A 24,830-nucleotide genomic window follows, 5' to 3' on the forward strand; every position below is an offset into this window, starting at 1 on the left:
CCTCGACGCGCACGCGCGAGAGGCCGTGGCTCCTCATGACGTCGGCGATCTGGGAAATCTTGGCTGCGTCCATCACGCACTCCTCTCCACGGCGCGCAGGGCGAGCGCCGCGTTGTGTCCGCCAAAGCCGAGGTTGGTCGAGAGCGCCCAGGTGAGCTCGCACTCGACGGCCTCGTTGGGGGTGTAGTCCAAGTCGCACTCCGGGTCGGGCGTGCGGTAGTTGATGGTGGGGGGCACCACGCCGTTCTCGAGGGCGAGCGCGCAGGCCATGGCCTCGACGGCACCCGTCGCGCCGATCATGTGGCCGGTCATCGACTTGGTCGAGGAGACGTGCGCGGCGCGGGCGGCGTCCTCGCCGAGGGCCTGCTTGAAGCCGCGGGTCTCGGAGGCGTCGTTGAGCTTGGTCGAGGTGCCGTGGGCGTTGATGTAGAGGCCCTCCTCCGGCTTGACGCCGCCCTCCTCCACCGCAAGGCGGATGGCGCGCGTGATGCCGTCGGCCTCGGGGTCGGGGCTCGTGATGTGGTAGGCGTCGTCGGTGTTGCCGTAGCCCACGACCTCGGCGTAGATGTGGGCGCCGCGCTCGACGGCGTGCTGCCACTCCTCGAGGACGAGCACGCAGGCGCCCTCGCCCATAACAAAGCCGTTGCGCTCCGCGTCGAACGGGCGGCACGCGGTGGCGGGGTCGGGGTTGGTGGTGAGGGCGCGGCAGCTCGTGAAGCCCGCGATGGAGTCGGGCATGATCGCGGCCTCGGCGCCGCCCGCGAGGATGGCGTCGGCGTAGCCGTGCTTGATGGCGCGGAAGGCCTCGCCCACGGCGTGGGCGGAGGTGGCGCAGGCGGTCACGACGGGCAGGGTGGGGCCGAGCGCCTTGTGGCGGATGGCGATGTTGCCGGAGGCCATGTTGGCGATCATCATCGTGATCATGAAGGGGGAGGCGCGGCGCGGGCCGCGCTCGGAGATGACGTGGACGTTGTCGGCGAAGGCGTTGATGCCGCCCACGCCCGAGCCCACGTAGACGCCGAGGCGCTCGCGGTCGATGACGCCCTCGACGTCGAGGCCGGAGTCGGCCATGGCCTCGTCGGAGGCGACGAGCGCGTACTGGGAGAAGAGGTCCAGGTGCGCCGCCTCCTGCTTGCCGAGAAGGGCCGCGCCGTCGAAGTCCTTGACCTCGGCCGCGACCTTGACCTTGAAGTTCTCGGTGTCGAAGTGGGTGATGGGGCCGATGCCGCAGCGGCCGGCGACCATGCCCTCCCACGTCTCCTTGGCCGTGTTGCCAAGCGGCGTGACGGCACCGATGCCCGTGATTGCTACCCTGTGCTCCATCTCATCTCCCAACGGGTCAAAAGGGGACGGTCCCCTCTTGACGTATGCCAATGGGCCGGAAGGGGACGCTCCCCCCTTCGGTCCGTTTACATCGCCATGCCGCCATCGACGCGGATGACCTCACCGGTCACGTAGGACGCGGCGTCGCTCACGAGGAAGCGGGCGACGGCGGCGACCTCGTCGGCGCTCGCAAGCCGGCCGAGGGGGATCTGCGTCTCGTAGTTGGCGCGGACCTCGTCGGCGAGCACCGAGGTCATGTCCGTCTCCACGAAGCCCGGCGCGATGGCGTTGACGGTGACGCCGCGCGGCGCGAGCTCGCGCGCGAGGGACTTGGTGAGGCCCACGAGGCCCGCCTTGGAGGCGGCGTAGTTGGCCTGGCCGGCGTTGCCCATGAGGCCCACGACCGACGCCATGTTCACGATGCGGCCGCCGCGCTGGCGCATGAAGGCGCGCGCGAGGGCGCGGGCGGTGTGGAAGGCGCCCTTGAGGTTGACGTCGATCACGCGGGAGAAGTCCTCGTCGCTCATGCGCACGAGCAGGCCGTCGCGGGTGATGCCCGCGTTGTTGACGAGGGCCCAGACGCTCCCAAAGTCGGCGAGGACCGCGTCGACCGTGGCCTTGACGGCCTCGGGGTCCGAGACGTCGCAGCGGTAGGCGCGCGCGGTGGCGCCGGCCGCCTCGCAGGCGGCGACGGCCTCGGCGGCCGCGGCCTCGTTGCCCGCGTAGACGAGGGCGAGGTCAAATCCGTCCGCCGCCAGCCCCTCGGCGACCGAGCGGCCGATGCCGCGCGAGGCGCCGGTGACGAGGGCCACGCGGCGGGAGGCGTCGCGCTCGAGGGCGCCGCTCTTCTCGGCCATGGCTACTCCCCTTCCTTTGACAGGGCGGCGAGAACCGCCTCGAGCTGCTCGGCCGTCTCGCACGGCAGCGCGGTGACGCCCTCGAGCGTGCGGGTCACAAGACCCGTGAGGGTCTTGCCGGGCCCGACCTCGACGAAGATGTCCACGCCGTCCGCCGCCATGTTCTGGAGGGTGCGGACCCACTGGACGGGGTTTGCCACCTGGCTGGCGAGAAGGGCGACGCGCCCCGCCTCGTCGGCCGGATAGGCCTCGCCGGTTCGGTTGGCCAGCACAGGCACGGTGGGCTCGGCAGGCGCGTGGCCGTCCTCGAGGTAGGCGGCGAGGCCGCGCTCGGCCTCGGCCATGAATGGGCTGTGGAAGGCGCCCGAGACGGCGACCTTCATCGCGCGGCCCTTGGCCTCCTTCACCAGCGCGTCGAGGCGCTCGCAAGCCTCGGGCGTGCCGGCGACGACGGTCTGCAGCGGGCTGTTGTAGTTCACGGGCCAGCACGCGCCATCCTCGCCCGCGGCCTCGGCCGCGAGGCGCTCGACCGTGGCGGAGTCGAGCTTCACGACGGCGCGCATGGCGCCCGGGTTCTTCTCGGCGGCGTCAGCCATGAGCTCGGCGCGGTGGCACACGAGCTCGAAGCCCTGCTCGTCGGTGTAGGCGCCGGCAAACGTGAGCGCGGCGACCTCGCCGAGCGAGAAGCCCGCGACCACGTCCGGCGTCACGCCGCGCGCGGCCAGCGCGCGGGCGCAGGCGAGGTCGGCGGCAAAGACGCAGGGCTGCGTGTTGATGGTCTGCGAGAGCTCCTCCTTGGTGCCGGAGAGGCACTGCTCGGTGGTGCCGGGACGCACGGCGTCGGCGGCGTCGAAGACGGCCTTGGCCGCGGCCTCGGACTCGATGAGGTCCGCGCACATGCCGGGGTGCTGGGCGCCCTGGCCGGCAAACAGAAACGCTACCTTACCCATTGCATCGCTCCTGCCAGGACCTTCTCGGCCCCGTTGACGAGGTCGTCCACGATCTCGAGCGCGCTCTGGCGCTCCTTCACCATGCCGGCGATCTGCCCGCACAGGAAGCTGCCGTTCTCGTAGTCGCCCTCCTTGGCGGCCTTGCGCAGGGCGCCGGTGCCGAGGGCGTTGAGCTCCTCCTCGGAGGCGCCGGCGGACTCCATCTGGGCGTACTTGTTGGAGAACGGGTTCTTGAGGGCGCGGACGGGGTGGCCGGTGGAGCGTCCCGTCGCGCGCGTGGAGATGTCGTTTGCCTTGAGGACCAGGTCCTTGTACTGGTCGGACACGGTGCACTCGTTGGCAACGAGGAAGCGCGTCCCCACCTGGACCCCCACGGCGCCGAGCATGAAGGCCGCGGCGACGCCGCGACCGTCGGCGATGCCGCCGGCGGCGATGACGGGGATCTTCACCGCGTCGACGACCTGGGGGACGAGCGCCATCGTAGTGGTCTCGCCGATGTGGCCGCCGGACTCGGTGCCCTCGGCGACGACGGCGACGGCGCCGGCGCGCTGGACGAGCTTGGCCATGGCCACGGAGGCCACGACGGGGATGACCTTGATGCCGGCCGCGTTCCAGGCCTTCATGTACTTGGTCGGGTTCCCTGCGCCCGTGATGACCACGGGCACCTGCTCGTCGATGACGACCTGGGCGACCTCGTCCGCAAACGGGCTCATGAGCATGACGTTCACGCCAAAGGGCTTGTCGGTCTTCTTGCGAAGCTCGTGGATCTGGTCACGCAGCCAGTCGGCGTTTGCGTTCATGGCCGCGATGATGCCCAGGCCGCCGGCCTCGGAGACCGCCGAGGCCAGGGAGGCGTCGGCAATCCAGGCCATCCCGCCCTGGAAGACGGGCTTCTCGATGCCGAGAAGGTCGCAGATGGGGGTGCGCAGCATGACTAGTTCTCCAGAAGGGAGTCGACCATCTCGACGAACTCGCCGATGGTGGTGGGGTTGGACTCGGCGTCAATCTCGATGCCAAACTCGTCCTCGCAGGCCATGACGGCCTCAACGGTGGCCAGGCTGTCGAGGCCAACCTCAGCGAGCGTGGTCTCGGCGGTCAGCTCGACGTCGTCGAGGCCGCCCTGCTCGCGGACGATCGCGCACACGCGCTCAAAGGTGCTCTGGTCTGCCATTGTTGGTACTCCTTCTTTTTCCATGCGCCCGACGGGCGCTCCAATGGACGTGATGCGGCGCCTACTCCCAGCGAAGGAGGCAGGCGCCCGTGTCGAGGCCAGCGCCAAAGCCCACGAGGGCAACGAGCTGGCCGGGAGTGATCTTGCCGGCGCGGGCGAGCCGGTCGAGGGCGAGCGGGACGCACGCGCTCGAGATGTTGCCGGTCTCCGCGAGCGAGCGCGTGACCTTGGCGTCGTCAAGCCCGAGGCGGGAGACGGCCGAGGAGAGGATGCGCTCGTTGGCCTGGTGGAACACGAAGTGGTCGATGTCCTCGACGGCAACGCCCGCCTCGCGGGCGAGCTCGGTCACCGAGGTGCAGATGGCGTTCACGCCAAACTTGAAGACGCGACGCCCCTCCATGGAGAGGACGCTCGCCGGGCGCTCCGTCTCGTCGTACGGGGAGCTGCCGGCAACGCCCGGCACGTGGAGGATCTCGACGGAGGGCTCGGTCGAGAGGCGCATCGCGAGCGGGTTCTGGCCGCCCGCGGCGAGCACGGCCGCGGCCGCGCCGTCGCCAAAGAGCACGCACGTGGCGCGGTCCTCCCAGTCCACCAGGCGGCTCATCTTCTCCGCCGCGACCACGAGCACGCGCTCGGCGCGACCGCGCGCGAAGTAGCCGTCCGCAAGGTCGAGCGCGAAGACAAAGCCCGCGCAGGCCGCGGAGACGTCGAAGGCGGGGCACGAGGCGCCGAGAAGCTCGGCGATGGCGCAGGCCTGGGCCGGGATGAGGTGGTCGCCGCTCGTGGTCGAGCAGATGATGAGGTCAAGCTGGTCGGGCGTGACGCCGGCGGCCTCGAGGGCGGCGCGGCTGGCCTCGACCGAGAGCTCGTCGAGCGACTCGGCGGTGCAGATGCGACGACTCTTGATGCCGGTGCGAGGGAAGATCCACTCGTCGGAGGTGTCAAGGAACTCGGAAAGGTCCTCGTTGGTCACCGAGCGGGCCGGAAGCGCCGACCCCGTTCCCAGAATACGAAAGCCCACCTGCCCGCCTTCCCTCGTTGTTAACCCGTCAACATCTGTTACGTAGGCTAGTCAAAGCCGGGCGCCCGTGTCGCCAGCTTTTCAAGCTTCTCAATATTGCCACGAGTCCTTCACATGCGCATCTGCGGATACAATCGTTTCCGCAAGCGTAGGAGGGAGCAGCATGGGCGTCCTGCCCGACATCCTGATCTTCGACGAGGTGGGCTCCACCAACGACGTCGCGCGCGACCTTGCCGAGAAGAACGCCGCTGCCGGGACGGCCGTCGCCGCGCGCCGGCAGACTGCCGGGCGCGGGAGGCGCGGTCACGCGTGGGCCTCCCCTCGCGGCAACCTCTATCTCTCCGTGCTGTTGCGGCCCCGCGTGGCGCCCTCGCGGCTGCCGGGGCTCGCGGCAGCGTGCGGACTGGGCGCCCTCGACGGGCTCGCGGCTCTGGGGATTTCAAACGAGCCGCAGCTCAAATGGCCCAACGACGTGCTCGCGCGCGGACGCAAGCTCGGCGGCATCCTCGTGGAGGCCGGGCGCGACGGCGCGGGCGAGGCGTTCGCCGTGTGCGGATTGGGCATCAATGTCGAAAGCGCCCCGCGCGGGCTGGGGGCCGTCTGCCTGACGGAGCTGGGGGCGGCGCCGTCCTTCTCGACCCTTGCGGAGGCGCTGCGGAGCGGCATCGTGGCGCGAGTCGACGGCTGGGCCGCGAGCAGCGGCGTCGAGCCGCTGGCCGGCATCCGGGACGACTACCTGGCGCGCCTCGCCTGGCTCGGGGAGCCGGTCGTGGCGCTCTCGCCCGAGGGCGAGCCCCTGGCCGCGGGGCGCCTCGAGACCGTGGACGCGTGGGGCCGCGCCGTGCTGGAGACCGCTGACGGCCCCGCGTTCTTCTCAGCCGAGCAAGCCTCCCTGCGACCCGCCACCCCGAGCAAACTCTGACTTTTCTGTACACAAAGTTCGCCGGAGCCGCGACTACCTCGCACCGCAGGCAGCCTCACAACCCAGCCCTTTGGTTGCCCGCGCCCTTCGATAAGAAGGCCGAGCGGCCCCGCCCTTCTCATCCGGCGACTTCTGCGCGAAGCACAGTGAGCCGGAGAGAAGGGCGGGGCCGCTCTAACGGGTTCGTAGTCGAGCGCTACTCCTCTTCGGACTCCTGGCGGACCACCTGCGAGAGGAGGTCGTCGAGGGAGCCGAGATCCTCGTTGATGATGTCGGAGTCGCTGGACGGCGCCTCGGAGCCGCCGATGAGCTCGTCGTCATCGAAGTGGTGCGTGGAGGGCGCCGCGGTGCCGAGCATGATGTCGGCGTCGGCGTCAGGCGAGAAGACCATGTTCAGAAGCTGGGACAGGTCCTCGCTGTCAGCCTCGGAGTCATCGGGCTCGAGGATGTAGAGCAGGCCGCGGGCCTCGAGGCCGTCGCGGAGCTCCTCGATCGCCTTGGCGCCGATGCCGTCGATGCGCAGCAGGTCGTCCTCGGTCTTGCCGATGAGGTCGCCCACCGTCTCGATGCCCACCTCGCTGAACTTGTTGGTCCAGCGCTGCGAGACGCCGAGGTCGTCGAAGAGGTAGAGCTTGGCGTCCTCGCTCGAGAGCGTGCGGCCGTTCTTGGAGTACACGCCGCCAAAGCCGTAGTCGTCGCCAACCCAGTCGAGCTGCTTGGGCAGCTGCTCCTCGATGCCCTTGAGCTCGTCGGGCGCCCACTCGGGCAGGCTCTTGGCGAGCGGGGACGTGGGGCCGTCGATCTTGGTCCCGTGGTAGGTGAGGTTGACGTCGTGGTAGGCGGAGAGGCCGGTGCCGGCCGGGATCTGCTTGCCCACGATGACGTTGGACTTGAGGTCGAGCAGGTGATCGACGTCACCCTCGATGGCGGCCTCGGTGAGGACGCCCGCGGTGCGGATGAACGACGCGCTGGAGAGCCAGGAGTCGATAGAGCTCGCCACCTTGAGGGTGCCGAGGATAACCGGCTCGGCCTCGGGCGGGGTGCCGCCGGCGAGGGTGACGTTGCGCACGGTGTCCGCGAAGACGTAGCGGTCGACGTACTGACCCAGCAGGTACTGGGAGTCGCCGGGGTTGGTCACCTGGACGCGGCGCAGCATCTGGCGAGCGATGACCTCGATGTGCTTGTCGTTGAGGTCGACGCCCTGGGAGGTGTAGACGTCCTTGACCGACTCGACGAAGATGTGCATCGTCGACTCGATGTCGGTGAGGCGACGCAGCTTGCGGAAGTTGACGAAGCCGCGGGTAATCTGATCGCCGGCACGGACCTCGACGCCGTCCTCGACGCCCGGCATGAAGCGGACGGAGGCCGGGACGCGCCACTCCTCGATGATGCGGGAGGGGTCCTCGGTGTCGTAGATGCGCAGCAGGTACTCGGTCTGCTCCGGGGTGATGCGCAGGGTGCCGGAGACGGGGGCCAGGTCGGCCTCGCGCCCGAGGATCTTCTCGTTGACGTTGCCGACGACGTCGAACATGCGGGCGACCGTGGGGAGGCCCTGCGTGATGTCGTCAGCGCCCGCGACGCCGCCGGAGTGAATGGTGCGCATCGTGAGCTGGGTGCCCGGCTCGCCGATGGACTGGGCGGCGATGATGCCCACGGCCGTGCCGATGTTGACGGGGCGACGCGTGGAGAGGTCCCAGCCGTAGCACTTCTGGCAGACGCCGTACTTGGACTTGCAGGTGAGAAGGGCGCGGAGCTCGATCTTCATGAGGCCGTGCTCGACGAGCATCTCGAGGTCGTCCTTGGACTCGACGTAGCCGTCCTTGGCGATGAGGACCTCGCCGGTGGCAGGGTCGCAGATGTCGTTCAGGGCGCAGCGGCCGATGAGGTCGGTGTCGACGCTCGTCTCGCCCGGCTTGATGAGCGGGTAGGTCACGCCCTCGTCGGTGCCGCAGTCCTCCTCGCGGACGATGACGTCCTGGGCCACGTCGACCAGACGACGGGTCAGGTAACCCGAGTCGGAGGTGTGCGACGCGGTGTCGACGAGGCCCTTGCGGGCGCCGTAGGTGGAGATGAAGTACTCGAGCGGCTCGAGGCCCTCGCGGAAGTTGGCCTTGATCGGCAGGTCGATCGTCTCGCCGGACATGTCGGCCATGAGGCCGCGCATGCCCGCGAGCTGGCGGAGCTGGGTCTTGGAGCCACGGGCGCCGGAGTCGGCCATCATGTAGATGGGGTTGTCCTCGGCGAAGCCCTCGAGCATCTCGGAGCCGAGAAGGTCGGTGCACTCGGTCCAGGCGTTGACGACCTCGACGTGACGCTCGCGCTCGGACAGGAAGCCGTCCTCGTAGTACTCGTTGATCTCGTCGACGCGCGCCTGCGCCTCGTCGAGCAGCAGCGGCTTGTCCTCGGGGATGACGGCGTCCCACACCGAGACCGTCAGGCCGGCGATCGTGGCGTAGTGGAAGCCGGTCTCCTTGATGGCGTCGAGGATCGGCTCGACCTCGGCCGTGGTGTAGCGATCGCAGCAGTCGTTGACCAGCGCGGAGATGTCGCTCTTCACCATCTTGTAGTTGATGAAGGGGTAGTCGGCCGGCAGGCACTGACGGTTGAAGATGATGCGGCCCGGCGTGGTCTCGAAGCGGGCGCTGTGCTCGGTGACGTCGAAGTCCTCGAAGACGCCCTTGCTCGACAGCACGCGGAAGATCTTGCGGCCGTCCTGATCGACGTTGGCGTCGGCGGCGGAGACGCGCACGATGACGGGCTCCTGGATGCCGAGGTCACGCTTCATGTCGATGGCGAGCAGCGCGTCGTCGAAGTCGGCGAAGACCGGGGTGGAGTCGCTCTTCTCGCCCTTCTCGGTGGTGAGGAAGTAGGCGCCGAAGACCATGTCCTGCGATGGCACGGTGAGCACCTTGCCGGACGCGGGGCTGCGCAGGTTGTTGGACGAGAGCATCAGCACGCGGGCCTCGGTCTGGGCCTGCGTGGAGAGCGGCACGTGCACCGACATCTGGTCGCCGTCGAAGTCGGCGTTGAAGGGGGCGCACACGAGCGGGTGCAGGTGGATGGCCTTGCCCTCAACGAGAACCGGCTCGAAGGCCTGGATGGACAGACGGTGCAGCGTAGGTGCGCGGTTGAGAAGAACGAGGCGGTCCTGGATGACCTCGGACAGCACGTCCCAGACGGCCGGCATCTGACGGTCGATCGCGCGCTTGGCGCCCTTGATGTTCTCGACCTTGCCGAGCTCGACGAGACGGCGCATCACGAAGGGCTTGAAGAGCTCGAGGGCCATCTGCGAGGGCAGGCCGCACTGGTGCAGCTTGAGCTTGGGGTCGACGACGATGACCGAGCGGCCGGAGTAGTCGACGCGCTTGCCGAGCAGGTTCTGACGGAAGCGGCCCTGCTTGCCCTTGAGGGCCTCGGCGAGCGACTTCAGCGGGCGCCCGCCGCGGCCGGTGACCGGGCGGCCGCGACGGCCGTTGTCAAAGAGGGCGTCGACGGACTCCTGAAGCATGCGCTTCTCGTTGTTGACGATGATCGCCGGGGCGTCGAGGTCGAGCAGGCGCTTGAGGCGGTTGTTGCGGTTGATGACACGACGGTAGAGGTCGTTGAGGTCCGACGCCGCGAAGCGGCCGCCGTCGAGCTGCACCATCGGGCGCAGGTCGGGCGGGATGACGGGGATGACGTCGAGGATCATGTTGGCCGGGTCGTTGCCGCCCTTGAGGAAGGCGTCGACGATCTCCAGGCGCTTGATGGCCTTCTCGCGCTTCTGCTTCTGGGCGTCGTCGGAGGCGATGATCTGACGCAGGGTCTGGGCCTCGGACTCAAGGTCGATGCCGCGCAGCAGCTCGCGCACGGCCTCGGCGCCCATGCCGCCCTTGAAGTAGATGCCGTAGTAGCGCTTGAGCTCGGAGAAGAGCCCCTCGTCGGAGATGAGCTCGCGCTCCTCGAGCTGCATGAACTTCTCGTAGGCGTCGCGGCGCAGCGCCTTCTCCTCCTCGTACTCCTCCTCGAGGTCGGCGATGCCGGCGCGGATCTCGTCGGCCGAGAGCGGCTCGACGTCGCCGAACTCGTCCTCGGGGGCCTCACCCTGCTCCTTCAGGCGCTCGATCTGCTCGTCGCGCTCGGCGTCGAGCTCCTCGAGGTCGGCGGCCAGCTCCTCCTTGAGGTCGTCGGCGTCGGCCTCGCGGGCCTCGGTGTCGACGTTGGTGATGATGTAGCTGGCGAAGTACAGGACCTTCTCGAGGTCCTTGCTCTTGATGTCGAGCAGGCGGGCCAGCGGGAAGCTCGTGGGGCTCTTGAAGTACCAGATGTGGCTCACCGGGGCGGCAAGCTCGATGTGGCCCATGCGCTCGCGGCGCACCTTGGCCGTGGTCACCTCGACGCCGCAGCGCTCGCAGACGATGCCGCGGAAGCGGATGCCCTTGTACTTGCCGCAGGCGCACTCCCAGTCCTTCTGCGGGCCAAAGATCTTCTCGCAGAACAGACCGTCCTTCTCGGGCTTGAGGGTGCGGTAGTTGATCGTCTCGGGCTTCTTGACCTCGCCGCACGACCAGCTGCGAATGCGGTCAGCGGAGGCAAGGGAGATCTTGATCGCGTCGAAGTCGGTGGTGTCGAAATCTGCCACAGTCGCTACTCCTTATCGCTCAGAGCGTCGCCAACGAGGGCGGCCTCGGCGTTCTCAGGGTCATCGGCGAGCTCGGCGCCGTCGGAGACCATGTCGGCGAAGACGTCGACGGAGCTCTCCGCGACGGCCTGCTCCTCCTGGGCGGCGCGCTCGGCGCGCTTCTTGTAGGAGATCGGCTCGATGTCGAGCGCGAGCGAGCGAATCTCCTTGACGAGGACCTTGAAGGACTCGGGGATGCCCGCGGACGGGACGTTCTCGCCCTTGACGATCGACTCGTAGGTCTTCACGCGGCCGTTGGTGTCGTCGGACTTGACGGTGAGGATCTCCTGGAGGACGTTGGCCGCGCCGTAGGCGTAGAGGGCCCACACCTCCATCTCGCCGAAGCGCTGGCCGCCGAACTGGGCCTTGCCGCCGAGAGGCTGCTGGGTGACGAGGCTGTAGGGGCCGGTCGAACGCGCGTGGATCTTGTCGTCGACCATGTGGCCGAGCTTCAGGATGTAGCTCGTGCCCACGGTAATCGGGCTCTCGAAGGGCTCGCCGGTGCGGCCGTCGTAGAGCGTGGTCTTGCCGAGGTCGCTCAGCTGCGGGACAAACTCCTCGCGCATTCGGTCGCCGTAGTCGAGCTTGGCCTTGTTCATGAGGTTGATGTTGGTGCGGCGCAGGAGCTCGGCGACCTCGTCGTCGGTGGCGCCGTCAAAGACCGGCGTGGCCACGCGGATGGGGCCGGGCACGTAGCGCTCGGAGTTCTCGGACTCGTCGTCCCAGCCGTGAGAGGCGCCCCAGCCGAGGTGGCACTCGAGCAACTGGCCGACGTTCATACGGGAGGGGACGCCCAGCGGGTCTAGAAGGACGTCGACGGGCGTGCCGTCGGCCATGTAGGGCATGTCCTCGACCGGCAGGACGTTGCAGACGACGCCCTTGTTGCCGTGACGGCCGGCGATCTTGTCGCCCTGCTGGATCTTGCGGCGCTGCGCGACGAAGACGCGGACGAGCTCGTTGACGCCGGGCGGCAGGTCGTCGCCGGCCTCGCGGCTGAAGCGCACCACGTCGACAACGCGGCCGTAGGCGCCATGCGGCATCTTGAGGGAGGTGTCGCGGACGTCGTGGGCCTTGGCGCCAAAGATCGCGCGCAGGAGGCGCTCCTCGGCGGTCAGGGCCGTCTCGCCCTTGGGCGTGACCTTGCCGACGAGGATGTCGCCGGGGCCGACCTCGGCGCCGATGCGGATGATGCCGTCATCGTCGAGGTTGGCGAGCATGTCCTCGGAGAGGTTGGGGATCTCGCGGGTAATCTCCTCGGGACCGAGCTTGGTGTCGCGGGCGTCGATCTCGTGACGGGAGATGTTGACCGAGGTGAGCAGGTCCTCCTGGACCACGCGCTCGGAGACGATGATGCCGTCCTCGTAGTTGAAGCCCTCCCACGGCATGTAGGCCACGGTGAGGTTGGCGCCCAGGGCGAGCTCGGTGTGGTCGATCGAGGTGCCGTCGGCGAGGGGCTGGCCGGCCTCGACGTGGTCGCCCGCGTGGACGATCGGGCGGTGGTTGATGCAGGTGGACTGGTTGGAGCGCTGGTACTTGGGGAGGTCGTAGCGCTTGGAGCCGTAGGCGTCGGAGTAGACGACCACGTGGGCGGCGTCGACCTCGGAGACGATGCCGGCGTGGGCGGCGCAGATGAGCTCGCCGGAGTCGAGCGCGGCGCGCTCCTCCATGCCCGTGCCCACGTACGGGGCGCTCGAGCGGATCAGGGGCACGGCCTGGCGCTGCATGTTCGCGCCCATGAGGGTACGCTTGGCGTCGTCGTGCTCGAGGAACGGGATGAGGTTGGCCGCGACGGAGAGCAGCTGGCGCGGCGAGACGTCCATGTAGTCGACCTCGTCGACGGGGACCTGCGCCGGGGCGCCGAAGGAGCCGTCGAAGTCGCGGGTGCGCGCGATGACGCGGTCGGGGTGGGTGACGTTGCCCTTGGAGTCGACCTCGACGAAGCGGCCGGTCTCGGGGTCAAACGGCGTGTTGGCGGGGGCGATGTTGTGCGCCTCCTCCTCATCGGCCGTCATCCAGTCGATCTTGTCGGTGACCACGCCGTTCTCGACGCGACGGTACGGGGCCTCGATGAAGCCGTACTCGTTGACGTGCGCGTAGAGCGCGAGCGAGCCAATGAGGCCGATGTTGGGGCCCTCGGGCGTCTCGATCGGGCACATGCGGGAGTAGTGCGAGTTGTGGACGTCGCGCACCGCGGTGGGGACGTTGGTGCGGCGGCTCGAGCCGGACTTGTGGCCGGCGAGGCCGCCCGGGCCGAGGGCCGAGAGGCGACGCTTGTGCGTGAGGCCGGCCAGCGGGTTGGCCTGGTCCATGAACTGGGAGAGCTGCGAGGAGCCAAAGAACTCCTTGATCGCGGCCACGATCGGGCGGATGTTGATCAGGCTCTGCGGCGTGATGTCGTCCACGTCCTGGGAGGCCATGCGCTCGCGCACCACGCGCTCCATGCGGCTCATGCCGATGCGGAACTGGTTCTGGACCAGCTCGCCCACGGTGCGGACACGGCGGTTGCCGAAGTGGTCGATGTCGTCGAGGCGCTTGGACGGGTCGCCGGCGGCCAGCGCCAGCAGGTAGCGCAGGGCCTCGACGATGTCGTCGACGGTGAGGACGCGCTCGCCGGTCTCGGAGTCGATGCCGAGCTTCTTGTTGACCTTGTAGCGGCCCACGCGGGCGAGGTCGTAGCGCTGCTCGTTGAAGTAGAGGCCGTCGAGCAGGGAGCGGGCGGAGTCCACGGTGGGGGGCTCGCCGGGGCGCTGGCGACGGTAGATCTCGAGCAGGGCGTCCTCACGCGTGGTGGCCACGTCGCGCTCGAGCGTGTTGCGGACGACGTCGGAGTCACCGAGGAGGGTGAGGATCTCGTCGTCGGTCTCGGCGATGCCGAGGGCACGCAGGAACATCGTCGCGGACTGGCGGCGCTTACGGTCGATGGACACGACGAGGTGGCCGCGCTTGTCGACCTCAAACTCCAGCCACGCGCCGCGCGCGGGGATGAACTGGGCCTTGAAGACGCGGACGCCGTTGTCCATCTCGGAGGCAAAGTAGACGCCCGGGGAGCGGACGAGCTGGGAGACGACCACGCGCTCGGTGCCGTTGATGACAAAGGTGCCGCGCTCCGTCATGAGCGGGAAGTCGCCCATGAAGACGAGCTGCTCCTTGATCTCGCCGGTCTCCTTGTTGACAAAGCGCACGTCAACGAAGAGGGGGGCCTGGTAGGAGATGTCCTTGGCACGGCACTCCGCGATCGTGTGCGCGGGGTCGCCGAACTGGTGGTCACCAAAGGTGACCTGGAGGGTGTGGGCAGAGTTCTCGATCGGGGAGAACTCCGCGAAGGACTCGGCAAGCCCCTCCCCCATGAAGCGCTCGAACGACTCCTTCTGCACGGAGATCAGGTTCGGCAGCTCCATCGCGGGAGCAATCTTGCTAAAGGTCTTGCGTCCGGTCGTTCCCTGTGGTTTCGTAAGAGCAGTCTTTGCGGTAGACACCAGGCTTTTCCTCCTTCAAAAAGGGTGGAAGGCGGCAATTGTCGCAACGTAATAAGTTACCGAAACGCCTCTCCCCGGTCAATGAAAAGCCTTGACTTGCCTCCCGTTTTCGAGTATGTTCTCTCGCTCACTCAATCTACCTGCGGATATATGCTGCCGAGAAGAACCTTGTTGTGAAGGTTCGGTGGTGCCCTGTGAAGCCGGCCCTACCGCTCGCCGATAAGGACCTGCTGGCTGCCCGCACCTCTCGGCATCGGCCGGGAGGACGCCCGCACCTCTCGGCATCGGCCGGGAGGACGCCCGCACTTCTCGGCAGTCCTCATCCAGTGCGGGCTCCAGCGCACTCGATGCGCGCACTCGACGCCATATGCCGAGAAGGACCCCGCACCCGGGGCCCCTCCGCCCATAATCCGCCCGCACTCCTCGCCCGCACTCGATGCGCGCACTCGTAAGTGCGTGCACGCGGCGCAGGCTCTGCACGCACACAAAAAGGGGCCGGACCCGTGGGCCCGACCCCTTGAAGGTACGCGATCGCGTGACCCGAAGTAAGCGAACTTACTTGAGGGTGACGACGGCGCCGGCCTCCTCGAGCTGCTTCTTGGCGGCCTCGGCGTCATCCTTCTTGGCGCCCTCGAGGACGGCCTTGGGGGCACCCTCGACGACCTCCTTGGCCTCCTTGAGGCCGAGGCTGGTCAGAGCGCGGACGACCTTGATGACGGCGATCTTGTTGTCGCCGAAGGACTCGAGGACGACGTCGAAGTTGGTCTTCTCCTCCTCCTCGGCGGCAGCGCCGGCAGCCGGAGCGGCGGCGACGGCGGCGACGGGGGCGGCGGCGGAGACGCCGAAGGTGTCCTCGATAGCCTTGACGAGCTCGGAGGCCTCGAGAAGGGTCATCTCCTTGAGGGCGTCAATGATCTCCTCGGTGGTAAGCTTAGCCATTTTTGGTTTCCTTTCGATCCCGCGCGTCGTGCGCGGATGGTCTGTGTGGTTGCGAGGCGCGATGCGCCCCTCGGGGTGCGGACGAGCCGCGTCTGGCCGCTAGGCGGCCTGCTTCTGCTCGGAGACAGCGCTGATGGTGCGGGCGAGACCGGACGGGACCTCGTTGACGCACACGGCGATGCCACGGGCGAAGCCGCTGATGAGACCAGCGATCTGACCCATGAGCTGCTCGCGGTTGGGCAGGTCGGCGTAGGCCTTGGCCTCATCGGCCGTGAGAGCCTTGCCATCGGCGATAGCACCGACAAACGCCATCTTCTTGAGCTTATCGGACTGCTCCTTGATGACCTTGGCGGCATCGACGGGGTCCTTCTCGTAGAAGACGTAGGCGCAGGTGCCGGAGAGCATCTCGTCGATGTTGGGCATCCCGGCGTTCTCGAGGGCGATCTTGACGATGTTGTTCTTGTAGACCTTCATCTCGGCGCCGGCCGCGCGCAGGGCGCGACGGACCTCCTGGGTCTCCTTGACGGAGAGGCCACGATAGTCAACAACGAAGACGCCACCGGCGGCCTCCAGGGAGCTGGCGACCTTCTCGAGCATAGCGACATTGGACTTGGACGGCATGTGTTCTGTACACCTCCTCATAGAGCTTCGGGCACGAGCCGCCAACAGGCGGGCCCTCCGCAAAAGAAGACCCCGCTGGCGCAGCCAAAGCGGGGTCCTCGAGGATGCAATCTCTGAGACCACCTCGGCAGGCGGGATTTCCCATTAAGCCTTGCGGCACCGGCTGTCTTTGGCAGCGGAACGTGCGGACGTAACGCAGGACGGGCGTCCTGCGCGTGACATTGTGTCACGGCAAAGGACGCCCGTCAAGCAATCAAGAAATCTCCAAGCGAGAAGAACGCGCTCCCGCTACTCGTCCATGAGGTTGCGGGTCTTGGTGGAGTCGATCTTGATGCCAGGGCCCATCGTGGTGGAGACGACGACGGACTTGACGTACTTGCCCTTGGCGCTGGACGGCTTCACGCGGAGCAGCTCGTTGATGAGCGCGCCGTAGTTCTCGACGAGCTTCTGGGTGTCGAAGGACACCTTGCCCATCGGGACGTGGCAGATGCCGTAGCGGTCGGCGCGGTACTCGACGCGGCCGGCCTTGAGCTCGCCGACCATCTTGGCGACGTCCATGGTGACGGTGCCGAGCTTGGGGTTGGGCATGAGGCCACGGGGGCCGAGGATCTTGCCGAGGCGGCCGACCTTGCCCATCATGTTGGGCGTGGCGATGGCGGCGTCGAAGTTCAGCTCGCCAGCCTGGATCTGGGCCACGAGGTCATCGGAGCCGATGACGTCGGCGCCGGCGGCCTCGGCCTCGCGGGCCTTCTCGCCCTCGGCGAAGACGGCGACGCGGACGGTCTTGCCGGTGCCGTGGGGCAGCGCGATGGAGCCGCGGACGTTCTGGTCGGCCTTGCGGGTGTCGACGCCGAGACGGACGGCGACCTCGACGGTCTCGTCGAACTTGGCGGGGGACAGCTCCTTGGCGAGCTCCATGGCCTCCTTCGGGGTGTAGAGCTTGGTGCTGTCGACCTTGGCGGCGGCGGCCTTGTAGTTCTTTCCGTGCTTAGGCATGTTCTTACCTCCTGTGGTCAGCGGGCTTCTCGCCCTCCCACATCGATGACGAAAAGGGACGGTCCCTCTTCATCAGTGCTGGCTACTCGGCGATGGTGACGCCCATGGAGCGAGCGGTGCCGGCGACGATCTTCTTGGCGGCCTCGATGTCGTTGGCGTTGAGGTCGGGCATCTTGATCTCGGCGATCTTGGTGAGCTGCTCCTGGGAGAGCTGGCCGACCTTGTCGCGCTGGGGGACGCCGGAGCCACCCTTGAGGCCGAGCTCCTTCTTGATGAGCTCAGCGGCAGGCGGGGTCTTGCAGACGAAGTCGAAGCTGCGGTCCTCGTAGACCGTGATCTCGACCGGGATGATGTCGCCGGCCTTGTCCTGCGTGGCGGCGTTGAAGGCCTGGCAGAACTGCATGATGTTGACCTGGGCGGCACCGAGGGCGGGGCCGACGGGAGGCGCGGGGTTGGCGGCGCCGGCGGGAATCTGGAGCTTGATGAAGTTGGTGACCTGCTTCTTGGCCATGTCTCTCTCCTTGGGGACTCTGTCGTTGCGATCTATGAAGGCGCCCAGCCCGAGAAGCTATCCTCACCGATGCCGGGTGGGCGGGATGTCTGCTATCCGATGACCGAGATCTGGTCGAGGGTGAGCTCGACGGGCGTCTCGCGGCCGAAGATGGTGAGCATGACCTTGACCTTGCCGGACTCGGGCATGACCTCGGACACGAGACCGTCGAAGTCCGCGAGGGGCCCGGAGAGGACCTTGACGGACTGACCGACCTCGATGTTGGTGGCGGTGCGCTTGGGCGCCGGGGCGGAGGTGCCGCGGCCGCCGGAGCGACGCATGATCTTGTCGAACTCGTCGCGACGAAGCGGCGTCGGCTTGCCGTCGAGACCGACGAAGCCGGTCACGCCGGGGGTGTTGCGCACGACGGCCCAGGTGTTGTCGTCGATCTCCATGCGAACGAGGACGTAGCTCGGGAAGACCTTGGACTCCTTGGTCTCGCGCTTGCCGCCGTCCTTGATCTCGGTGACCTCCTCGGTCGGGATCTGGATGTCCACGACCTTGTCCTCAAGACCATAGGTCTCGATGCGGTGCTCGAGGTCTGCCTTGACCTTGTTCTCGTACCCTGAGTAGGTGTGAATCACGTACCAGCGCTTAGCCATGGTCTACCCCCTCAGGCCGGTGTAGCCGACGAGCGCGGCGACGATACCGGAGTCGACGAGCCAGATGATGATGCCAAAGACGATGAGCATCGCGATGATGGCCACCGAGTAGCTCTTGAGCTCGCTCTTGGAGGGCCACACAACGCGACGCATCTCGGAGCGGACGTCGCCGAGATAGTTGCGCAGACGGCGGATGGGGCCGGGGTGCGCCTTGGCGCGCTCCTCCTTGGCGGCCTTCTTCTCTGCCTTGGCGGCGGCCTTCTCGCTCTTCTCGACCGCCTTCTTGGCGTCCTCGGGCTCAGAGGCGGCGCGCGCAGCCTCGACGCGAGCGCGCTCCTCGGCTCGCGCCTTGCGGACGCTCCTCTTGTTACGGTCCTTGTTGGCCATCCCTCGACTCCTAAGAAAACGGTCCCTTACATGGAAACCGGCTAACCCCGAAGGGAAAGCCGGTGGTGAAATCTGGCAGGCCAGGAAGGACTCGAACCCTCAACAAACGGTTTTGGAGACCGCCGCTCTACCATTGGAGCTACTGGCCTGTGATGAAAACCCACCTTGGTTAGCGGGTCTCCCTGTGAAGCGTGTGCTTACGGCACCACGGGCAGTACTTCTTCAACTCCATGCGATCGGGGTTGTTGGACTTGTTCTTGTCCGTGGTGTAGTTGCGGCGCTTGCACTCGGTGCACGCGAGGGTAACTAGAGTACGCATTGATCCTCCTGAAGAACTTCTCGTTGGAGGGGGTTTCCCTCGAACGTGACGCGATGGAGAACGATACCATCGGTCTGCCCGAACTGTCAACCCCCTGACGATGACACGGCTCGCATCACAAAATCCGCAAATAGCAAGAAGGACGCGCAAAAAAGACCCGGCGTCGCGAGGACGCCGGGTCTTGAACTAGCTTCTGGTGAAGTTAGTCGAGAATCGAGGAGACGCGGCCGTCGCCGACGGTGTGGCCACCCTCGCGGATAGCGAACTTGAGGCCCTGCTCCATGGCGATCGGGTGGATGAGCTCGCAGGTGACGGTGATGTGGTCGCCAGGCATAGCCATCTCAACCTTGGTGCCGTTGGTGTCGGTGAGCTCGGAGATGTCACCGGTGACGTCGGTGGTGCGGAAGTAGAACTGCGGACGGTAGCCGGCGAAGAACGGGGTGTGACGGCCACCCTCCTCCTTGGTGAGGACGTAGATCTCGCCGGTGAACTTCTGGTGCGGCTGGACGGAGCCGGGCTTGCAGATGACCTGGCCGCGCTCGATGTCCTCGCGCTTGATGCCGCGCAGGAGGATGCCAACGTTGTCGCCAGCCTCGCAGAAGTCCATGGTCTTGCGGAACATCTCGATGCCGGTGGCGACGGAGGTCTGCTTCTCGCGGATGCCGACGATCTCGACGGGGTCGTTGAGCTTGAGCTCGCCGCGCTCGACACGGCCGGTGGCGACGGTGCCGCGGCCGGAGATGGTCATGACGTCCTCGATGGCCATCAGGAACGGCTTGTCGTTGTCACGCGGGGGCGTCGGGATGTAGGAGTCGACGGCGTGCATGAGCTCGACGATGGAGTCGACCCACTTCTGCTCGCCGTTGAGGGCGCCGAGAGCGGAGCCGCGGATGATCGGCAGGTCGTCGCCGGGGAAGTCGTACTCGGTGAGGAGGTCGCGGGTCTCCATCTCAACGAGGTCGATGAGCTCCTCGTCGTCAACCATGTCGCACTTGTTCAGGAAGACGATGATGTAGGGGACGCCGACCTGACGGGCGAGAAGGATGTGCTCGCGGGTCTGGGCCATGGGGCCGTCGGTGGCGGCGATGACGAGGATGGCGCCGTCCATCTGAGCCGCACCGGAGATCATGTTCTTGATGTAGTCAGCGTGGCCCGGGCAGTCGACGTGAGCGTAGTGGCGCTCCCAGGTCTCGTACTCGATGTGGGCAACGTTGATGGTGATGCCGCGCTGACGCTCCTCGGGAGCCTTATCGATGTTCTCGAAGGCGGTGTAGTCGGCCTTGCAGCCCTCGGTCTCGGAGAGGACCTTGGTGATGGCCGCGGTCGTGGTGGTCTTGCCGTGGTCGACGTGACCAATGGTACCGATGTTTACGTGGGGCTTGGAACGATCGAACTTCTCCTTGGCCATTGCCATCCTCCTTCTGGAACCGACCTTCTGGCCTTCCAATGTACTTGCTTCGTTCTTATGCCAAGCGGCGCCGAAGCGCCGCCAAGAACTCTGGTACCGGTGACTGGACTCGAACCAGTGACATCGCGGGTATGAGCCGCGTGCTCTAACCAACTGAGCTACACCGGCGTGGTGCCTTGCGACTGAATGGCGGAAATGGAGCCCGCGACCGGATTTGAACCGGTGACCTCTTCGTTACCAACGAAGTGCTCTACCGACTGAGCTACACGGGCAGATGGTGGGGATGCTTGGACTCGAACCAAGGAACCCAGAGGGAGCGGATTTACAGTCCGCCGCAGTTGCCGCTGTGCCACATCCCCATTCCGTTTTCAGCCACCCGCGAGGCGCGTTCTCCCTCGCAAGCGGATAGTAGAATACGGCGTGCGCAAGAACTTGTCAACGTATACCCCCCAGCCGGGCGTATCCATCATCACGAGCAGCACACATCCGCAGGTCAACCACTTTATTTTTACCGAGAAGAACGCGAGGCCGCGACCCTTTTGGGCCACGGCCTCGAAAAATATTTCTGGAGCCGGCAGAGGGAGTCGAACCCCCAACCCACGGTTTACAAAACCGTTGCTCTGCCATTGAGCCATGCCGGCGCGTTCGTCAATGATAGCGGAACGGATGGGACGAGGGGGCGTGAGACGAGGGGACAGGCTCGTTTGTCTCGCGCCCCGACTGCTAGCCGCGCAGCATCCGCCAGAGCTTCTCGCGCGCGGCCGGGTCGATGCGGTCCTCGAGGCGCATGTGCTGGGTCTGCCGCGCATCGTTTTCTCGGCGATACTCCACTGCGAGGGCGCCCACGTCGGCCACGAGCACGTCGCTCGAGACGCGCGTGACCGGGATGCCGCCCACCGTCGCTCGTATCGTGCGGTCCGAGGTCACCACCGTCACCGCGTGCGGCGCGAGGCGCGCCTCGGTGACCAGGCGCTCGATGACGGCGTCGGCGGACTCCCCCGCCGCCGAGAAGATCACGCGCACGCCGGCCCGGGAGAGGTCGGGGCGCTCCGGCGAGACGTTGCCCGCGGCGTCGAAGACGATCACCGGCTCGAAGCGGCCCTTCGCGTAGGCGGCAACGTCGGAGATGAGCAGCTCGCGCGCCTGCTCGAAGGGGTCGCCCTCGCTCGTCTCGTCCATGCGGTCGAGGTAGCGGGAGGACTTGTAGATGACGTTGTAGCCGTCCACCACGAGCAGCTCGCGCGAGGCGCCGGTCCTAGGCACCCGCCTCGCCGCCCGTCTCCTGCCGGCGCAGCCACTCGTAACAGAGCACCGTCGTGGCCTGCGCGACGTTGAGCGACTCCACGCGCCCGCGCTGAGGCAGGCGGCACGAAAAGTCGCACTTCTCGGCAACCAGGCGCGAGATGCCCTCGCCCTCCGAGCCCATCACCAGGGCGAGGCGCCCGGCAAACGGCGCGTGCCAGACGTCCTGCTCGGCGTGCTCGGTGGCGGCGCAGGCCCAAAAGCCCGCCGCCTGAAGCTCCTCGATCGCGCGCGCGAGGTTGGGCACCTGCGCGATGGGCAGGTGCATGACGGCGCCCGCGGAGGTCTTGTAGGCGCCCACGCCCACCGAGGCGGCGCGCGCCTTGGCCACCACGACGCCCGCCGCGCCCACGACCTCGGCCGTGCGCACGATGGCGCCGAAGTTTCCCTGGTCGGTCACATGGTCGAGCACCACGACGAGCGCCGGACCCTCGCCCGCCGCGGCGATGACCTCGGAGAGCGACGCGTACTCGAAGGGGCGCGTGCGCACGACGACGCCCTGGTGCGCCCCGTGGCTGGAGAGCGCGTCGAGCCTGCCGCGCGGCACGCGCTCGACGGGCACGCCCGCCTCGCCCAGGCGCGCGGCGATCTTCTCGAGCGCCTGGTCGCGCTCGCCGGAGCGCTCCTGCACGAGCGCCGAGCGCAGCGGCATCCCGCAGGCGAGCGCCTCCTCGACGGCGCGGCGTCCCTCGATCAGGTCGCCGCGCTCCTGCGGCCCGCGGCGCGCGGCCCCCGGCAGCGGACGGGGCACGCGGCCCTTCTCGGCACGCTGGCCCCTGCCCGACCCGGGGCGCCCGGAGCGCCCCGCCTGGGGGCGTCCGCCCTTGCCCTTGCCGCCGCGCACGTCGCGGCCGGGCGTACGAGACTGATTCTTTGCCACGCTTACTCCTTGCGGTGCAGGCGCGCGCCCGAGGCGGTGTCCTCCACCACGAGGCCGAGCGCGGTGATGCCGTCACGGATGGCGTCGGCGACGCCCCAGTTCTTCTCGGCACGTGCCGCCTGGCGCGCGGCGAGCAGGGCCTCGGCCGCCTCGGCGGCAGAGGCGCCCTCGTAGCCGGCCTGGTCGCGCGCGAGGTCCACGAGCCCGGCGGGCAGGTCGTCGTCGCCGGCGGAGCGGCCCAGGCCGATGCCCATCACGTCGGCGAGCTCGCAGAGCATATCCGCAGCGCGCAGGCAGACGGCGGTGGAGGTGTCGTCGGCGGCCTCTGCCAGATAGGTGTTTGCGGCGGTCACCAGCGAGAAGATCGCGGCGAGGCCTCCCGCAGTGTTGAAGTCGTCGTCCATCTGGCGGCAGAACTCCTCGCGCGCCTCGTCGATCTTGCGGCCGAGGGTGCGGTCGGCGTCGTTGAGCTCGCCGTCCTGCGGGGAGCGCTCGGCGGCCCAGCGGAGGTTCCGCGCGCAGGTCTCGAGGCGCTCGAGCGTGCCGGCCACGCCCTCGAGGCGCTCGAAGGAGAAGTCGAGCGGCGCGCGGTAGTGGGTCTGCAGCATGAGCAGACGCACGGCGTCGGCCGGGTACTTGTCGAGCACCTCCTTGAGCGTGTAGAAGTTGCCGAGGCTCTTGGACATCTTCTCGCCGTTGACGCGCAGCATCCCCGTGTGCATCCAGGTGTTGGCGAGCGCCGTGTCCCAGGCGCACATGGCCTGGGCGGTCTCGTTCTCGTGGTGCGGGAAGATGAGGTCGGCGCCGCCGCCGTGGATGTCGATGGGGGTGCCCAGGTAGCGGTGGATCATCGCGCAGCACTCGGTGTGCCAGCCGGGACGGCCGTCGCCCCAGGGGCTGGGCCAGCTCGGCTCGCCGGGCTTGGCGGCCTTCCAGAGCGCGAAGTCAAACGGGTCACGCTTCTCGTCGTTGACCTCCACGCGCTCGCCGGCGCGCATCTGGTCGAGGTCGCGGCCGGAGAGAATGCCGTAGCTGTGGTCGGCGCGCACGGAGAAGTAGACGTCGCCGGAGGGCACCGGGTAGGCCACGCCGCGCTCGATGAGGAGCGTGATCATCTCCTGCATGGCCTCGATCTCGTGCGTGGCGCGCGGGCGGATGTCCGGGTCGAGCACGCCAAAGCGGTGCATCTGCTCGATGAAGGCGGCCGAGCACTCCTCGGCGACCTCGGCCGCGGTGCGGCCGCACTCGTTGGCGCGGTTGATGATCTTGTCGTCCACGTCGGTGAGGTTCTGGGCAAAGGTGACCTGATAGCCCTTGTACATGAGGTAGCGACGGATCACGTCAAACGCGAGGAAGGTCCGCGCGTTGCCGATGTGGATCTGGTCGTAGACGGTGGGGCCGCAGACGTACATACGAATCTTGCCGGGCTCGATGGGGACGAGCTCCTCCTTCTTGTGCGTCTGACTGTTGTAGACGAGCATGCGCGCTCCTTGGGTGTCTGTCGGAAACGTTCCGACCAGTATAGCGCGGCGCCCGCGGGGTGAGTTCTTCTCGCCCGGCGCGGGGGCGGGGCGCGGGCGGGCGCGGTGCTTACGAATTGCCGGGCTTCGCGCGGAACGAGGGCGCGGCGCTTACTAAACCCCGCTTGTCGCGGCGGGAGCCCCCGCGGTGCTTACGGATTGCCGCTTGTCGCACGCGCGAGAGAGTCGCACGGGCGCACGCCCAGCGATTCGCCCGGATTCGTAAGCGCCACGGGACCTCTAGCTGCGATGGGCCCGGATTCGTAAGCACCGCGGGCGGGGCGGCTGCGATTCGCGCGGATTTGTAAGCGCAAAACGGACTGTCAGCGCGATGGGCCGGAAAGTCTAAGCAACGCGGCGCATTACGCGGCGCGGCGCCCGTCGCGCGAGCTCAGCAGGCCGAGAAGGACTACCGGCCGTCGTCGAGAAGGGCCACGGCCCAGGCGGCGATGCCCTCCTCGCGGCCCACGAACCCGAGCCGCTCGGTGGTCGTGGCCTTCACGCCCACGGCATCCACGGGCACGCCCAGCGCGGCAGCCATGTTGGCGCGCATCTGATCGCGGTGGGGCGCGAGCTTGGGCGCCTGCGCCGCGACGGTGCAGTCCACGTCGAGGATGCGGTAGCCGCGCTCGCGCGCGAGCTCGGCCACGCGGCGCATCAGGACGAGCGAGTCCGCGCCCTCGTAGGCGGGGTCGGTGTCCGGAAAGAGACCCCCGATGTCACCCGCACGCATGGCACCGAGCACGGCGTCCATGAGCGCGTGGGCGAGCACGTCGGCGTCGGAGTGGCCGGCGAGCCCCCGCTCGCACGGCACGTCGACGCCTCCGAGCACCAGACGGCGCCCCTCCGCGAACGCGTGCACGTCAAAGCCGTGTCCGATGCGCAGCATGACAGTTCCTTTCTGGCAGACTTGACAATCTCGTCAG

At 67.7% G+C, this 24,830-nt stretch carries 21 protein-coding genes and 5 tRNA genes; 1 reads left to right on the plus strand and 25 read right to left on the minus strand.

Going from position 1 to position 24,830, the window contains the following annotated elements:
• Nucleotides 1-72 precede the first annotated feature (72 nt).
• The 6 genes from fabF to NW198_RS06425 all read right to left on the minus strand — a co-directional run bounded on the left by fabF (nt 73) and on the right by NW198_RS06425 (nt 5,322).
• The gene (gene fabF, locus NW198_RS06400) at nt 73-1,323 is read right to left on the minus strand and encodes a beta-ketoacyl-ACP synthase II (protein ID WP_258340461.1); all 1,251 of its coding nucleotides are present in this window, start codon (nt 1,321-1,323) and stop codon (nt 73-75) included.
• A gap of 86 nt (nt 1,324-1,409) precedes the next feature.
• Nucleotides 1,410-2,180, minus strand: a complete 771-nt coding sequence (fabG, locus tag NW198_RS06405) for a 3-oxoacyl-[acyl-carrier-protein] reductase (RefSeq protein ID WP_258340462.1) — start codon at nt 2,178-2,180, stop codon at nt 1,410-1,412.
• A gap of 2 nt (nt 2,181-2,182) precedes the next feature.
• The gene (locus tag NW198_RS06410) at nt 2,183-3,130 is read right to left on the minus strand and encodes an ACP S-malonyltransferase (protein ID WP_087314538.1); all 948 of its coding nucleotides are present in this window, start codon (nt 3,128-3,130) and stop codon (nt 2,183-2,185) included.
• Complete coding sequence (fabK, locus tag NW198_RS06415; RefSeq protein ID WP_258340463.1) at nt 3,118-4,062, minus strand: enoyl-[acyl-carrier-protein] reductase FabK; 945 nt, start codon at nt 4,060-4,062, stop codon at nt 3,118-3,120. The genes NW198_RS06410 and fabK overlap by 13 nt, the downstream gene beginning before the upstream one ends.
• 2 nt (nt 4,063-4,064) lie before the next feature.
• Nucleotides 4,065-4,301 (minus strand): phosphopantetheine-binding protein, encoded by a 237-nt coding sequence (locus tag NW198_RS06420; RefSeq protein ID WP_087314542.1) that lies wholly within the window; start codon nt 4,299-4,301, stop codon nt 4,065-4,067.
• A gap of 61 nt (nt 4,302-4,362) precedes the next feature.
• Nucleotides 4,363-5,322 (minus strand): 3-oxoacyl-ACP synthase III family protein, encoded by a 960-nt coding sequence (locus NW198_RS06425; RefSeq protein ID WP_258340464.1) that lies wholly within the window; start codon nt 5,320-5,322, stop codon nt 4,363-4,365.
• Between the two features lie 163 nt (nt 5,323-5,485).
• Between NW198_RS06425 and NW198_RS06430 the strand changes: the two genes are divergently transcribed.
• Complete coding sequence (locus tag NW198_RS06430) at nt 5,486-6,244, plus strand: biotin--[acetyl-CoA-carboxylase] ligase (protein WP_258340465.1); 759 nt, start codon at nt 5,486-5,488, stop codon at nt 6,242-6,244.
• 196 nt (nt 6,245-6,440) lie between these two features.
• Here the strand turns inward: NW198_RS06430 and NW198_RS06435 are convergent, their stop codons facing one another.
• From NW198_RS06435 to ispF, 19 genes are all read right to left on the minus strand, one after another.
• Nucleotides 6,441-10,865: a DNA-directed RNA polymerase subunit beta' gene (locus tag NW198_RS06435; RefSeq protein WP_258340466.1), complete on the minus strand. Its 4,425-nt coding sequence runs from the start codon at nt 10,863-10,865 to the stop codon at nt 6,441-6,443.
• 5 nt (nt 10,866-10,870) lie between these two features.
• Nucleotides 10,871-14,302 carry a DNA-directed RNA polymerase subunit beta gene (locus NW198_RS06440; protein ID WP_375378030.1) on the minus strand — a complete coding sequence of 1,144 codons (3,432 nt, stop codon included), beginning with the start codon at nt 14,300-14,302 and terminating at the stop codon, nt 10,871-10,873.
• 633 nt (nt 14,303-14,935) lie between these two features.
• Entirely contained in the window at nt 14,936-15,319 is a 384-nt protein-coding gene (gene rplL / locus NW198_RS06445; protein ID WP_258340468.1) for a 50S ribosomal protein L7/L12, read from the minus strand.
• 99 nt (nt 15,320-15,418) lie between these two features.
• The gene (gene rplJ, locus NW198_RS06450) at nt 15,419-15,940 is read right to left on the minus strand and encodes a 50S ribosomal protein L10 (protein WP_087314554.1); all 522 of its coding nucleotides are present in this window, start codon (nt 15,938-15,940) and stop codon (nt 15,419-15,421) included.
• Between the two features lie 288 nt (nt 15,941-16,228).
• Nucleotides 16,229-16,936: a 50S ribosomal protein L1 gene (gene rplA, locus NW198_RS06455; RefSeq protein WP_087314556.1), complete on the minus strand. Its 708-nt coding sequence runs from the start codon at nt 16,934-16,936 to the stop codon at nt 16,229-16,231.
• 82 nt (nt 16,937-17,018) lie between these two features.
• Nucleotides 17,019-17,447 carry a 50S ribosomal protein L11 gene (gene rplK, locus NW198_RS06460; RefSeq protein ID WP_087314558.1) on the minus strand — a complete coding sequence of 143 codons (429 nt, stop codon included), beginning with the start codon at nt 17,445-17,447 and terminating at the stop codon, nt 17,019-17,021.
• Between the two features lie 92 nt (nt 17,448-17,539).
• Nucleotides 17,540-18,088, minus strand: coding sequence for a transcription termination/antitermination protein NusG (nusG, locus tag NW198_RS06465; protein WP_087314560.1), 549 nt, complete (start codon nt 18,086-18,088; stop codon nt 17,540-17,542).
• A 3-nt stretch (nt 18,089-18,091) separates the two neighbouring features.
• Nucleotides 18,092-18,475 carry a preprotein translocase subunit SecE gene (gene secE / locus NW198_RS06470; protein ID WP_087314562.1) on the minus strand — a complete coding sequence of 128 codons (384 nt, stop codon included), beginning with the start codon at nt 18,473-18,475 and terminating at the stop codon, nt 18,092-18,094.
• 73 nt (nt 18,476-18,548) lie between these two features.
• A tRNA-Trp gene (locus tag NW198_RS06475) sits at nt 18,549-18,624 on the minus strand.
• A gap of 20 nt (nt 18,625-18,644) precedes the next feature.
• A complete protein-coding gene (gene rpmG, locus NW198_RS06480) occupies nt 18,645-18,794 on the minus strand; it encodes a 50S ribosomal protein L33 (protein WP_072374082.1) in 150 nt (49 codons plus the stop codon).
• A gap of 202 nt (nt 18,795-18,996) precedes the next feature.
• Nucleotides 18,997-20,202: an elongation factor Tu gene (gene tuf / locus NW198_RS06485; RefSeq protein WP_158094556.1), complete on the minus strand. Its 1,206-nt coding sequence runs from the start codon at nt 20,200-20,202 to the stop codon at nt 18,997-18,999.
• A gap of 91 nt (nt 20,203-20,293) precedes the next feature.
• A tRNA-Met gene (locus tag NW198_RS06490) sits at nt 20,294-20,370 on the minus strand.
• A 28-nt stretch (nt 20,371-20,398) separates the two neighbouring features.
• Nucleotides 20,399-20,474, minus strand: a tRNA-Thr gene (locus NW198_RS06495).
• 3 nt (nt 20,475-20,477) lie between these two features.
• Nucleotides 20,478-20,561: transfer RNA gene (locus tag NW198_RS06500), tRNA-Tyr, on the minus strand.
• Nucleotides 20,562-20,768: 207 nt separating this feature from the next.
• A tRNA-Thr gene (locus tag NW198_RS06505) sits at nt 20,769-20,843 on the minus strand.
• An 82-nt stretch (nt 20,844-20,925) separates the two neighbouring features.
• The gene (locus NW198_RS06510) at nt 20,926-21,465 is read right to left on the minus strand and encodes an NYN domain-containing protein (protein WP_087314566.1); all 540 of its coding nucleotides are present in this window, start codon (nt 21,463-21,465) and stop codon (nt 20,926-20,928) included.
• Complete coding sequence (rlmB, locus tag NW198_RS06515; protein WP_375378031.1) at nt 21,458-22,384, minus strand: 23S rRNA (guanosine(2251)-2'-O)-methyltransferase RlmB; 927 nt, start codon at nt 22,382-22,384, stop codon at nt 21,458-21,460. Before rlmB ends, NW198_RS06510 begins: the two co-directional genes overlap by 8 nt.
• A gap of 2 nt (nt 22,385-22,386) precedes the next feature.
• Nucleotides 22,387-23,865, minus strand: coding sequence for a cysteine--tRNA ligase (gene cysS / locus NW198_RS06520; protein WP_087314569.1), 1,479 nt, complete (start codon nt 23,863-23,865; stop codon nt 22,387-22,389).
• Nucleotides 23,866-24,313: 448 nt separating this feature from the next.
• Entirely contained in the window at nt 24,314-24,793 is a 480-nt protein-coding gene (gene ispF / locus NW198_RS06525) for a 2-C-methyl-D-erythritol 2,4-cyclodiphosphate synthase (protein WP_087314571.1), read from the minus strand.
• Between the last annotated feature and the right edge of the window lie 37 nt (nt 24,794-24,830).

The organism is Thermophilibacter sp. ET337 (assembly GCF_024733715.1).
In the GTDB taxonomy this organism is placed as follows: domain Bacteria; phylum Actinomycetota; class Coriobacteriia; order Coriobacteriales; family Atopobiaceae; genus Thermophilibacter.

Bases quoted from the DNA above. Each gene is read 5' to 3' on its own strand.
- fabF (WP_258340461.1), bottom strand. From the start codon at position 1,323: ATGGAGCACAGGGTAGCAATCACGGGCATCGGTGCCGTCACGCCGCTT.
- fabG (WP_258340462.1), bottom strand. From the start codon at position 2,180: ATGGCCGAGAAGAGCGGCGCCCTCGAGCGCGACGCCTCCCGCCGCGTG.
- NW198_RS06410 (WP_087314538.1), bottom strand. From the start codon at position 3,130: ATGGGTAAGGTAGCGTTTCTGTTTGCCGGCCAGGGCGCCCAGCACCCC.
- fabK (WP_258340463.1), bottom strand. From the start codon at position 4,062: ATGCTGCGCACCCCCATCTGCGACCTTCTCGGCATCGAGAAGCCCGTC.
- NW198_RS06420 (WP_087314542.1), bottom strand. From the start codon at position 4,301: ATGGCAGACCAGAGCACCTTTGAGCGCGTGTGCGCGATCGTCCGCGAG.
- NW198_RS06430 (WP_258340465.1), top strand. From the start codon at position 5,486: ATGGGCGTCCTGCCCGACATCCTGATCTTCGACGAGGTGGGCTCCACC.
- NW198_RS06440 (WP_375378030.1), bottom strand. From the start codon at position 14,302: ATGGAGCTGCCGAACCTGATCTCCGTGCAGAAGGAGTCGTTCGAGCGC.
- rplL (WP_258340468.1), bottom strand. From the start codon at position 15,319: ATGGCTAAGCTTACCACCGAGGAGATCATTGACGCCCTCAAGGAGATG.
- rplJ (WP_087314554.1), bottom strand. From the start codon at position 15,940: ATGCCGTCCAAGTCCAATGTCGCTATGCTCGAGAAGGTCGCCAGCTCC.
- rplA (WP_087314556.1), bottom strand. From the start codon at position 16,936: ATGCCTAAGCACGGAAAGAACTACAAGGCCGCCGCCGCCAAGGTCGAC.
- rplK (WP_087314558.1), bottom strand. From the start codon at position 17,447: ATGGCCAAGAAGCAGGTCACCAACTTCATCAAGCTCCAGATTCCCGCC.
- nusG (WP_087314560.1), bottom strand. From the start codon at position 18,088: ATGGCTAAGCGCTGGTACGTGATTCACACCTACTCAGGGTACGAGAAC.
- secE (WP_087314562.1), bottom strand. From the start codon at position 18,475: ATGGCCAACAAGGACCGTAACAAGAGGAGCGTCCGCAAGGCGCGAGCC.
- rpmG (WP_072374082.1), bottom strand. From the start codon at position 18,794: ATGCGTACTCTAGTTACCCTCGCGTGCACCGAGTGCAAGCGCCGCAAC.
- tuf (WP_158094556.1), bottom strand. From the start codon at position 20,202: ATGGCCAAGGAGAAGTTCGATCGTTCCAAGCCCCACGTAAACATCGGT.
- cysS (WP_087314569.1), bottom strand. From the start codon at position 23,865: ATGCTCGTCTACAACAGTCAGACGCACAAGAAGGAGGAGCTCGTCCCC.
- ispF (WP_087314571.1), bottom strand. From the start codon at position 24,793: ATGCTGCGCATCGGACACGGCTTTGACGTGCACGCGTTCGCGGAGGGG.